The sequence below is a fragment of the Nitrospirota bacterium genome (assembly GCA_016195565.1).
GTDB lineage: Bacteria > Nitrospirota > Thermodesulfovibrionia > Thermodesulfovibrionales > UBA1546 > UBA1546.
This window is the reverse complement of the sequence record JACPZK010000006.1, coordinates 288,588-300,001: the sequence shown is the minus strand read 5'-3', so window position 1 is coordinate 300,001 and position 11,414 is coordinate 288,588. Positions and strand designations below refer to the sequence as shown.

Sequence of the window (11,414 nt, the reverse complement as noted above, 5' to 3'; positions counted from 1 at the left end):
TTAAAACGCCGTTTGAATTGATGCTTGCGCCTGTGCCTGTAACGCTCCATGATACAGAACCGCTGCAGCCTGTTGCCGTATATGCTGTATTGCTGTTTGTTGTTACTGTTTCAGAGCCGGTTATGGTTATTGCATGAGAATAGGCTGCAAATGAAAGGAAGAAAGCTATTGTTATGAATAGGAACAAGACAGTTAAGACCGGTCTAAGCCGCTTCATTGTCATCCCCCCAAGTGTTAACAACGGAAAGCTCTAACCTGAACAGCAAGAAAATTTTTGCATTTGCAGAATACAAAAGTCAAGAAGAAAATTATTAAGATGTTTTTTATTATAGAAGCATGCTGCTGTGATATAATTCTAAAAAGCAGATAATGAAGACCATATATCTTGACAATAACGCTACGACAAGCATTGCCCCTGAAGTTCTTGAGGAGATGCTCCCTTATCTGAAAGAAATGTACGGCAATCCCTCAAGCACGCATACATTCGGAGGACAGCTGCACAAAAGCATTGAAGAGGCGAGGGCAAGGGTTGCAAAGCTTCTTAATGCAGAGCCGGAAGAGATAATATTCACGAGCTGCGGAACTGAGAGTGACAATACAGCTATTATGAGCGCTGTTGAGTCTCTGCCTCAGAAAAGGCACATCGTTACGTCAAGGGTGGAACACCCGGCGGTGTTAAATTTCTGCAAGCATCTTGCGCGTAAAGGCTATAGCATTACCTTCGTCTCTGTAGATAAGCATGGGAGACTTAGATTGGATGATTTCTCCAAGGCAATTGATGATAATACTGCTCTGGTGTCTCTGATGTATGCAAACAATGAAACAGGGGTGATATTCCCTCTGATGGAAATAGGAGAGATGCTCAAAGAGAGGGGTATCTTATTTCATACCGATGCTGTTCAGGCAGCAGGCAAAATTCCCATAGATTTAAAGAAGCTTTCTGTTGATATGCTCTCATTGTCAGGGCATAAACTCCATGCGCCGAAAGGTATCGGCGCGCTGTATGTCAGAAAAGGGACAAGGTTTCATTCATATATTATCGGCGGTCATCAGGAACATGGCAGGAGGGCAGGGACAGAAAATGTGGCTTCAATCGTGGGACTCGGCAGGGCATGTGAGCTTGCAGGCGAAAATCTCTATAAAGAGATGACCTATCTGAAAAGGCTGAGGGATAGACTTGAAGCATCACTTTTAAAATTGTGCCCAGATGCGAGGGTGAATGGAGATGTGAATAACAGATTGCCGAATACCACAAACCTAAGTTTTGAATATGTTGAAGGCGAGGCAATTCTTCTGAGGCTTAACGAATTTGGCATCTGCGCCTCATCAGGCTCAGCATGCACATCAGGCTCTCTTGCGCCTTCCCCTGTCTTAATGGCAATGGATGTTCCTGCTACAGCGATTCACGGCTCTGTCAGATTTTCATTGAGCCGGTATAACACTGAGGCAGAGGTGGAAAAGGTTATTGAAGTAATGCCGGCGATTATAAAGGAACTCAGAAATCTCTCGCCTTATGGAAGGGGCAAGTTATAGATGGTGTCCTGTCTGTAACAGTTTTTTATAGTTTTTGACGTGTCATTCCGCACTTGATGCGGAATCCAGTCCTTGTTTTTTCTGGATTCCTGCTTTCGCAGGAATGACATAATTGTGTAACTTATTTGTGAGACACTACACTAACTTTAACCATGCACTTTGCAGAGCGCTGAGATTTTATCTCTTATCTTTTGGTATCAGGCTGTGTAACAATTACTTTCCCGGCACTTTCGGCACTGTCCCGAATAGATATTTCAGGTCTTCATCCTCAAATCTCACCCCGGCGCCTGCGTAGGCTCCGCGCCGCTTTTTGTTAAGGATATTATCGCCGCCTGCGGAAAGGAATATATGTTTGAATATGTAGTAATCAACTCCTACCTTTACATGCGGCTGTTTTGAGCCCTCTTCGTCTTTTGCGAAATCCCAGACATCAGCGGTGAGTTTTATCTTGTCCTTAAGGAAAAAATAATCCGCGCCGACTCCTATTGTGTTTTCAGTAAGGCCGATTCTAAGAGCAAGATCCTGAAATCTCTTTGCAAACTGCGCTGTAAACTCTATCTTTTTCTCTGCCTTCTCTTCTGTGACAGTTGAGCCGTTTGTAGTTGTGGTAGTTGTCGTGACATTCGCCACAGGGTCGCCGACAATACCGAAAATGTAGTATTTGTCAGGTTTCGGCTGGAGTGTCACGTAGAATTGCCCTTTGGCATCTTTTGGTTTTGTGAGATAATCAGCCTGAAATGTTATGAAGGTCCTAAATCTGTCTATAGCTCCTAATTGCTTATTAACGCCTTCGGCGGCTTTATTCAGCGACTCATAGAGCCTGTCATCCTTAACAAGTTTGCCGATGCTGCCTTCGCCGTCCGCAATTTTTTTGGAGATGGTGTCAATTGATTCCGTAGCGCTCTTGATAGAGGGCCTGTTTTCCTCGAGCATTGCCTTGAGCTCTTCAGACGCCTTTCCAAGGTTTGCCACAAGGTCGGGCCCGTCTTTTTTCAGAGAGGCTGAAAAATCTTTTACATTGCCGATTGTTGCTGTCAGCGGCTCCTTGTTTTTCTCTACAAGGTCGTGTATGGATGCGATGAAATCGTTGATATTGTCGAGCGCTTTCCGCATCTTTTTGTCATTTACGGATATTGTATCTTTAAGTCCTGCAGTGATATCTCTAAGGTTCAGGATAGATTCCTTGAGCGCTGCTTTTCCCTCCGGCGTGCCTATGGATTCGTTGAGGGCGGATGCGAAATTGTTGATGTTTGTAGAGACATCCGTGAGATTCCTTACCAGATCGTCAATGTCCACGATTTCTATAACATTTTTTATCGTGTCTCCGTCCTTCAGCGGCGGCGGCTGCGAACCTATTTTCAGTTCAAGATATTTGTCTCCGAGAAGGCCTGTTGCTTTTACGCCTACGGAGGTGTCTGAATACAGCACAACATTCCTGTCTATTCTGAGGGTTAGCCTTGCCCTCCCATTCCTGAGTTCAATTCTTTCAATGATGCCGGCATCAACACCGGCAACCTTTATCCTTGTCTTTTCGTCAAGGCCTCCGATATTTTTAAACTCGGCATAGACTACGTATCCTTTCTTTTTTACCCATTCAAAGCCGCCGACCTTAAATGTCATGTATGTCAGGAGAGCAATAATTATAAGCGCAAAAGAACCTACTTTCAGCTCTGTAGAAAGGCCTTTCATGCAGTTACTCCTTCTATCTTTATTGGGCCGACTGCGCTTCCGGTTATAAACTGCCTTACTGTTGCATTGTCTGTGTTTTTTATTTCATCCGGTGTGCCGGTGGCAATTATTCTGCCTTCATAGAGCATTGCAATCCTGTCTGCAATCTTGTATGCGCTGTGCATGTCATGCGTTATAGCCACTGATGTGACCGAAAGTTTCTGTTTCATCTCTATTATAAGGTCATTTATTGCGTCAGCCATTATTGGGTCAAGCCCTGTGGTAGGCTCGTCGTACAGGAGTATTTCAGGAGAGTGGGCTATTGCCCTTGCAAGTCCGACCCTTTTTTTCATTCCTCCTGAAAGTTCAGAAGGCATAAGGTCCTCAACTCCTATCAAACCGACCATTCTCAGTTTTTCGCTTGCTATTTCTTTTGCGTCTTTCTCTTTCAATTTACCGTGCCTCATTAAAGCGAACGCTACATTTTCCCATACTTTCATTGAATCAAACAAGGCTGCCATCTGAAAAAGCATGCCGAATCTTTTCCTTGTCTCATATAGTTCATTTTCGCTGAGTTTTGCAATATCAACTCCGTCTATCAATATAGAGCCGCTGTCAGGCTTAAGCGTGCCTATAATATGTTTTATAAGAACACTCTTTCCCGAACCGCTTCCTCCTATTACCACCATGCTTTCGCCCTTCTCAATTTTGAGGTTTGCGCCTCTGAGCACATGGTTTCTGCCAAAAGCCTTATACAAATCTACAATCTCTATCATTCAGTTCCAAATTTAACTGAGATTGCTTCGCTTCGCTCGCAATGACAAATAGTGAAGGTGTCATTGCGAGGAGTCCCGATTTGTCGGGACGACGAAGCAATCTTATTTATCATTTAAACAGCCATGCCGATAAAAAGTAGTCGGAAATTAATATGGTCATTGATGACAAGACCACAGCTCCTGTTGTAGCCTTTCCAACGCCTTCAGCGCCTCCTGAGGTATAAAAACCCTTATAGCAGCTTATTATAGCAATGGATGCGCCAAAAAAACACGCTTTAATAAGGCCGTTGTATATGTCGCTTGTTTCAAGGTAATCCCATGTCCTTCTCCAGTAGACCGATGAATTAGCGCCTAAGACATTCACTGTAACAAAGAATCCTCCAATAATTCCTATGATGTCAGCTACAACTGTCAGAGAAGGAAGTATGATTATGCCTGCAATAAACCTCGGCACAACCAGATACTTCACAGGGTTTGTGGCTAATGTTTCGAGGGCATCTATCTGTTCTGTCACGCGCATTGTGCCAAGCTCTGCGGCCATGGCGGCGCCAGCCCTTCCTGCAACTATCAGTCCTGTAAGTACAGGCCCGAGTTCGCGTGTGATAGAAAGGGCGACGACTGTTCCAACCATTACTTCGGCATTGAATCTCTTAAATCCCGTGTAGCTCTGAAGCGCAAGGACCATGCCTGTAAATACCGCTGTGATAAGCACGACAGGCAGGGATTTAATCCCAATCTCAACTACCTGCTTGAATGTGTTTTTAAGTTCAAATGGCGGCAACACAAGCTGTTTTATTGCAGAACACAGAAAGAGCATGATACTCCCGAGTTCTGCAGTAAATAACACAAAAGTGCGCCAGGACATCGTGACTGAACGCCCTAACAATTCAACAGGTTTAAGCAGAATATTAGCCATTAATGTATACCCGTCGCGATTTATTACCCAGAGAGGTCAGGATTTCATATGGAATTGTTCTTGCCCTTTCTGCAAGTTCAAATGCTGTAACGGCAGTATTTTTATGTCTGCCAAGCAGAACAACCTCATCTCCTTCAGAGACATCCCCGATTTCCGTAACATCCGCCATCGTAGTGTCCATGCATATCCTGCCGGCTACAGGGGCGCGTTTCCCTCTGATAATAACATCCGCATTATTTGACAGAACTCTCGGATATCCATCAGCATAACCAACCGGCAGTACCGCTATAAGGCTTTCCCTTGCTGTAATAAAGGTCCTTCCATAGCTTACAGGCGTTCCTTTTTTAAATCTTCTTATAGAGAGAATATTTGTCTTAACAGTCATGGATGGAATGAGTTTAGAGTTGAGAGTTTTGAGTTCAGAGTTTTTGACTGACGACTGTATCGGCGAATAGCCATAGAGCATCAATCCGGGTCTGACGGCATCAAAGTACGATTCGGGAAGGGTCATGACAGCGGCGCTGTTAGCCATATGGCAAAGAATCCGTTTGATGCCCTTTTTACTGAGGATGCTCTTTGCTTTGTTAAATCTCTCAACCTGCATTAAGGCGTATGACCTGTCAGAAAGGTCGGCATCGGAAAAATGGCTCATAAGCCCTCTGACCGATATGAAATTCATTTTGCCTATTGCGCTCATCTCTTTTTCTACGTCCTCCATGTTAAAACCGAGCCTTCCCATGCCTGTATCCACTTTTATGTGCAGATTGATATTATGTTTTCCTGCCTTTGCTTCTTTAGAGAATCTTTGCGCTGTTTTAACGTCATGGACCACAGGTATCAGGTTGTATTTAAAATAGTCTTCTATATTATTTTTATCAAAAAGTATAATTATCGGAGCTTTAATGCCTGCACGTCTCAGGGCTATGGCTTCTGATGTGTATGCCACCGCAAGATACGAAGCCCCTTCTTTGACAAGCCGGCGGGAAACTTCAACAGCGCCGTGGCCATAGCCGTCTGCCTTTACAACAGCTATGACTGTTCCGGTTCCTGTTATCTTTTTTGCTGTTTTAAAATTATGTGCGATAGCGCTGAAGTCTATCTCTGCTATTGGTCCTCTTTCCATACTCTAAACCACTTTATAGCCTTGCATAAATAAAGAGACATCCGTACTGTCATTGCGAGGAGTGTAACGACAAAGCAATCTCTTGATAACCTAAGGCTTTTAGATTGCTTCGCTATCGCTCGCAATGACAACTTAATGCAGCGTTATATATGTCAGGTTATAACTCATTATTTCTCCTCTTCTGTTTTTTCTTTCTTTTCTTTGTCTTCTTCAGTTGGTTTTTTTGGTGTGACGTCTATCTCGTCAGGCTCTGACATTGATTTCTTGAAATTTTTTATGGCTTTTCCAATACCGCCTGCGAGTTCCGGCAGCCGCTTGGCTCCAAAAAGGACAATTACGATTACCAGTATAATGATCAGCTCTTGCATCCCTAAACCAAACATATATTACCTCCTCTAACTTTCTCTAAGTCTTCCATTGTATTGATATTCAGAAAGGACCTGCCTTCAGGGTCTATCTGCCTTACCTCTTCCTCTTTTATATATAAGACGTTAATCTCTGTCAACATATCCTTAAGTTTCTTTAGTCCTTTATTAAGTCTTTCTTCAATGATGCCGAGAATATTTTTTGAATAGATCCCGAAAAGAGGCTGCGGCTTCCCTTCAAATACAGGTATCGCAGCATCATACCTCTGCTCAGAGTCCAGAGTCCAGGGTCCAGAGTCCAGACGTTCACCCCCTCCCTTGCCCTCCCCCCTCGATGGGGAGGGGTGGGTGGGGGGGATTGTGTTCTGTATTCTGTATTCTGTATTAAATCTTTCAACCATATACCTGATTAGTTTTTCGCTTAGGAAAGGCATATCACAGGCGACTACGAATATCGCATCATCCTTTATGTTTGACAGGACAGAGAAGATGCCGGTGAGCGGCCCCCTTTGATTGATAATGTCTCCTATCATCGGAGCCCCGCAGTAAAAATAAAGTTCCGGTGTATTTGTGCTTATAACTGCCCTTCCGAATAAGTTTCTCATCAGATTGACACTGGAATCAATTATTTTTTTCCCATTGACTTCAATGTGTCCCTTCAGCAATGGGATCCTCCGGTTCTCTCCGCCTGCTAAGATTGTTCCTGTCATAGCCATTTTTAGTTATCGCAATAGTCTATTCAAAAAATATTTTTAATACAAGCTAAAAAGTGCTCATGGGAAAGATTTTTTCTTGCTTAAATGCGCTGCTTTTGTTATAAAATAAATAGAAGGGGTGATAGGGCTACCTGCCCTGTTGGTGACAGATGAAAAAGTTGATCCGGCAAATTAGATCTTTAGGGAGTCTGAGTAAGGAGGACGGTGTGCATGTCTCATTAATAATGAGAAAGCCTGAAGTCTCCTTCAAGACACCCACCTATATTTATGGGCGGATCTGATTATTTATTTGCACGGCAGGGTGGGTTTATTTTACCTTTGAAAGGTGAAACTTTTGTTTCCTTTCGCTTAGTTAGAAAGGCTGGGCAGGCGTTTAAAGTGGAATTTATGTTTCTGAGGGAAAATATAAATAAAGGGTTTGATTGTTGGCTCGGCTTATTGAGCCGTATAATAAAGTATGCCTGTAAAATACATGCCGGGCATATATTCCCGCTTACTCCTTAACAGAAACACTTAAACCTATATCTCCTGCCTGAAACGCGTAAGAACAGATTTTTGTTGTTGCGCAAAAACCTTTTTAACTTGTACCCAATGAGTGAGCACGCATGCGGTATTTATTGATACCGTATTTTTGCGTTAAATATAGAGTGAAAAGGAGGATAGTATCCAATGATTGATACAGCATATCTAGTGTTAATTGCTGTCGGCGTCGGTGTTGGTGTTGGAGTGATTATGAGCTTTATATATAGAAGCTCTCTGAAGCCGCGGCAATTAGATATTGAGAAAGAAAAAATAAAACTGTTTGAAGAGGCAAAAAAAGAAGCAGAGACCAGAAAAAAGGAGGCATCTCTTGAGGCAAAGGACATTGTCTATCAGGCTAAGGCGGAGGCAGAGAAAGACCTGAAAGAGAGGCGTTTTGAGTTAACCCAGCTTGATAAAAGGCTCAGGCAGAAAGAGGAGACATTAGACCGCAAGTTTGACCAGATAGATAAAAGGGAACATGACCTTACAAGAAGGGAAAAAGAATACGCCTCAAAAGAGCGGGCCATACAGGAGAAAGATAACCGATACAATCAGATGTTAAAGGAGCAGACTCTTCAGCTTGAAAGAATCTCAGGAACAAGTTCTGAGGAGGCAAAGGCAGAACTGTTTAAGAGGGTGGAAGAGGAATCCCGTTTTGAGGCGGCAAAACTTGCAAAGGCTATAGAAGATGAGGTGAAAGAAACAGCCGAGAAAAAAGCCAAGGAAACAATAAGCTTTGCCATACAGAGATATGCGAGTGAGTATGTTGCAGATGCCACAGCATCGGCAGTAAGCCTTCCGAATGACGAAATGAAGGGCAGGATAATAGGAAGAGAAGGCAGGAATATCCGCGCGCTTGAGGCGGCTACAGGCGTGGACCTGCTTGTTGATGATACTCCTGAGCTTGTAACTCTCTCGGCTTTTGACCCTGTAAGGAGAGAGATTGCGAGGATTTCACTTGAGAGGCTTATTGCGGACGGCAGGATACATCCGACGAGAATAGAGGAGGTTGTTGAAAAGGTTAAGAAAGAGGTAGATGCAAAAATAAGGGAAGAAGGAGAAAAGGCAGTTTTTGATATCGGGCTTTCAGGGATACATCCTGAGATAATAAAACTTCTCGGCAGACTCAAATATAGGACCTCATACGGACAGCCTGTGCTTCAGCATTCAAAAGAGGTGGCGTATCTTGCAGGCATGATGGCAGGCGAACTCGGCATTGACGTCAAGCTTGCCAAAAGGGCAGGACTTCTACATGATATAGGCAAGGCAGTGGACCATGAGGTTGAGGGTTCGCATCAGGAAATTGGGGCAAACATTGCAAAAAAACACGGTGAAAATCCGAAGGTGGTAAATGCAATAATGGTTCACCACGGAGAGGGTGACCCCATAACAGCAGAAGCGGCGCTGGTTGCCGCTGCTGATGCGCTTTCCGCTGCAAGGCCGGGCGTCAGAAGAGAAAGCATAGAGAATTATCTGAAGCGGCTTGAGAATCTTGAAAAAATGGCCATGTCGTATAAAGGTGTGGAGAAATGCTATGCAATACAGGCCGGCAGGGAGATAAGAATAATTGTAAGGCCAGAAGATATGACTGATGACATGTCAGCGGTAATGTCCAAGGATCTGGCAAAGAAGATAGAATCCGAGATGACGTATCCGGGACAGATAAAGGTTACTGTTATAAGAGAATCCAGGTATGTGGAATACGCGAAATAACAAGTTACAAGTTGAAAGTTAAAAATGCAAAATTAAAACTCTTAACTCTTAACTTCTAACTCTTAACTTTTAATTATGAAGATATTATTCATAGGCGATATAGTCGGCAAGGTCGGCAGGACAACCATCAAGGGACTCCTGCCCAATATCGTTGACAGGTACAAAATAGACTTTGTAATTGCAAACGGTGAGAATATTGCCGGCGGTTTTGGCGTGACAGACAAAACAGCCGGCGAGATACTGAATTGCGGTATTCATGTCATTACAACCGGAAATCATATATGGGATAAAAAGGATTCTATTCCTTACATTATAAAAGAAGACAGAATACTCAGGCCCGTGAACTATCCGCCTGGTGTGCCGGGATGCGGCAGCGTAGTGCATGCTCTTTCAAACGGAACAAAGGTCGGAGTGCTGAATATCTCAGGCAGGGTTTTTATGTCAGCCCTTGACTGTCCGTTCAGGACCGGCAAGGAAGAGATTAAGAAACTAAGAGAATCCACGGATATAATTATAGTGGACTTTCATGCAGAGGCAACTTCGGAAAAGATAGCGTTCGGTTATTTTGTTGACGGTAAAGTAAGCGCGGTTATCGGCACGCATACGCATGTGCAGACTGCAGATGAAAAGATACTTCCTAACGGCACCGCATATATTACGGATGTCGGAATGACAGGGCCTGCGGTTTCTGTTATAGGGATTGAGAAAGAGCAGATTATAGAGCGGTTTCTGCTTCAGATGCCTATGAAATTTGAAGTGGCTAAGGGCGAAGGGATATTGTCAGCAGTAGTTATAGAGATAGATGAAAAGACCGGAAAAGCAACCGCAATTCAGAGATTACAGCTTAAATATCCCTGACATTCGGCCCTCCGCCTTTTACAAAATGAAGGCTTATAAGGCCCACAATGAAAAATACTGCCACTGATAATATTGCAGGACGCTGGCTTCCAAATGAGGATGATATGTATCCGAACAGCAGCGGCCCGAATATAGCTGAAGATTTTCCTACCATGGAAAATACCCCGAAGTATTCTGATTCATGTTCAGGCGGAATAAATTGCGTAAAGAAAGCCCTTGTTGCTGCCTGAACAGCGCCGAGCCCGAAGCCTGCTATAACTGCTATTACAAAGAACTGGGATTTCAACTGTGCAAAATAAGCGAGTATCGAGACTCCAGCCCACATCATCAAGGATATGGACACGACTTTTTTGGGTCCCCAGAGATCAATGGGTTTTGCCATTATGAATGCTCCTGCAAGGGCTGTTATCTGCACAAGCAGGTAGAGCATTATCAGATCCCGGGCATTGAATCCAAGCGTGGTTGCCGCAAAGATGCTCGAAAAAACGATGACCGTGTTTACCCCGTCCTCATAAATAAGATAGGATAACAAAAATTTTCTCAACTCCCTCTGCGTCCAGATTTTTTTGAACGTGCTCCATGTGTATCGGATTCCTCTCGAGGATGAATGTGTTATGCTCAGTCCTCCTTTCATATCATGCGGTAAGAATAAAAATGCAGGTATAGAGAAAATAGAGAAAAAAACCGCAACCATGAGCCATGTTAAATCAAAATGTCCCTTGCTCACGAGCGGAAGCGCAATAATAAGCGATAATATCGAGCCTGCATAGCCTACAGCATATCCCCATGCAGATACCCTTCCATGATATTCCTTTTCAGCTATCTCAGGAAGGAATGAATTGTAAAATGCAAATCCTCCTTCCATACCGATATTGGCAAGAACAGCAAAGAGGAATCCCTCAATTACCATGCCCTTCTGAATCATAGAAAAAGAGGCGACCGCAGAGACGCACAGCAGAGTGTATATGAAAAGAAGCCTTTTTCTTATGCCGCTGAAATCCGCAATGCCTCCGAGAAAAGGTGAGGTGAGAACTACAACAGCCATGCTTAATGAAACTGCTCTTCCCCACCACAGGTCGCCAAGCCCTGATTCATTGCCTACGATATAATTTGCAAAATAGACGGGGAAGATAACTGCGCTTATTACTGCGGAGTAGCTTGAATTCGCAAAATCAAAAAGACACCAGCTAATGACCTGCTTTTTGTTCTTTAACGGCATGGGAT

At 43.7% G+C, this 11,414-nt stretch carries 11 protein-coding genes and 1 other RNA gene; 4 read left to right on the top strand and 8 right to left on the bottom strand.

The window, feature by feature from the left end:
• Window positions 1-217 (bottom strand): hypothetical protein (locus HY035_03545; protein ID MBI3377465.1); only part of this gene is annotated, 217 nt, incomplete at its 3' end.
• Window positions 218-369: 152 nt separating this feature from the next.
• Between HY035_03545 and nifS the strand changes: the two genes are divergently transcribed.
• Entirely contained in the window at window positions 370-1,533 is a 1,164-nt protein-coding gene (gene nifS / locus HY035_03540; protein ID MBI3377464.1) for a cysteine desulfurase NifS, read from the top strand.
• Window positions 1,534-1,746: 213 nt separating this feature from the next.
• On the opposite strand, the gene HY035_03535 is transcribed toward nifS, so the two are convergent.
• The 6 genes from HY035_03535 to HY035_03510 form a co-directional block, all read right to left on the bottom strand.
• Complete coding sequence (locus tag HY035_03535; GenBank protein ID MBI3377463.1) at window positions 1,747-3,222, bottom strand: MCE family protein; 1,476 nt, start codon at window positions 3,220-3,222, stop codon at window positions 1,747-1,749.
• Window positions 3,219-3,977: an ABC transporter ATP-binding protein gene (locus HY035_03530; GenBank protein MBI3377462.1), complete on the bottom strand. Its 759-nt coding sequence runs from the start codon at window positions 3,975-3,977 to the stop codon at window positions 3,219-3,221. The genes HY035_03535 and HY035_03530 overlap by 4 nt, the downstream gene beginning before the upstream one ends.
• A gap of 109 nt (window positions 3,978-4,086) precedes the next feature.
• On the bottom strand, window positions 4,087-4,842 hold the full coding sequence (locus HY035_03525; protein ID MBI3377461.1) for an ABC transporter permease: 756 nt from the start codon (window positions 4,840-4,842) through the stop codon (window positions 4,087-4,089).
• Window positions 4,843-4,885: 43 nt separating this feature from the next.
• Entirely contained in the window at window positions 4,886-6,016 is a 1,131-nt protein-coding gene (gene alr / locus HY035_03520) for an alanine racemase (GenBank protein ID MBI3377460.1), read from the bottom strand.
• A 167-nt stretch (window positions 6,017-6,183) separates the two neighbouring features.
• Entirely contained in the window at window positions 6,184-6,399 is a 216-nt protein-coding gene (locus tag HY035_03515) for a twin-arginine translocase TatA/TatE family subunit (protein ID MBI3377459.1), read from the bottom strand.
• Window positions 6,387-7,097 (bottom strand): molybdenum cofactor guanylyltransferase, encoded by a 711-nt coding sequence (locus tag HY035_03510; protein MBI3377458.1) that lies wholly within the window; start codon window positions 7,095-7,097, stop codon window positions 6,387-6,389. The genes HY035_03515 and HY035_03510 overlap by 13 nt, the downstream gene beginning before the upstream one ends.
• 125 nt (window positions 7,098-7,222) lie before the next feature.
• Between HY035_03510 and ssrS the strand changes: the two genes are divergently transcribed.
• From ssrS to HY035_03495, 3 genes are all read left to right on the top strand, one after another.
• Window positions 7,223-7,409: non-coding RNA, 6S RNA (gene ssrS, locus HY035_03505), on the top strand.
• A gap of 357 nt (window positions 7,410-7,766) precedes the next feature.
• Window positions 7,767-9,332, top strand: a complete 1,566-nt coding sequence (rny, locus tag HY035_03500) for a ribonuclease Y (GenBank protein ID MBI3377457.1) — start codon at window positions 7,767-7,769, stop codon at window positions 9,330-9,332.
• Window positions 9,333-9,407: 75 nt separating this feature from the next.
• Complete coding sequence (locus HY035_03495) at window positions 9,408-10,190, top strand: TIGR00282 family metallophosphoesterase (GenBank protein ID MBI3377456.1); 783 nt, start codon at window positions 9,408-9,410, stop codon at window positions 10,188-10,190.
• Here the strand turns inward: HY035_03495 and HY035_03490 are convergent.
• Window positions 10,177-11,409 (bottom strand): MFS transporter, encoded by a 1,233-nt coding sequence (locus HY035_03490; protein MBI3377455.1) that lies wholly within the window; start codon window positions 11,407-11,409, stop codon window positions 10,177-10,179. The genes HY035_03495 and HY035_03490 overlap by 14 nt on opposite strands.
• Window positions 11,410-11,414: the final 5 nt, after the last annotated feature.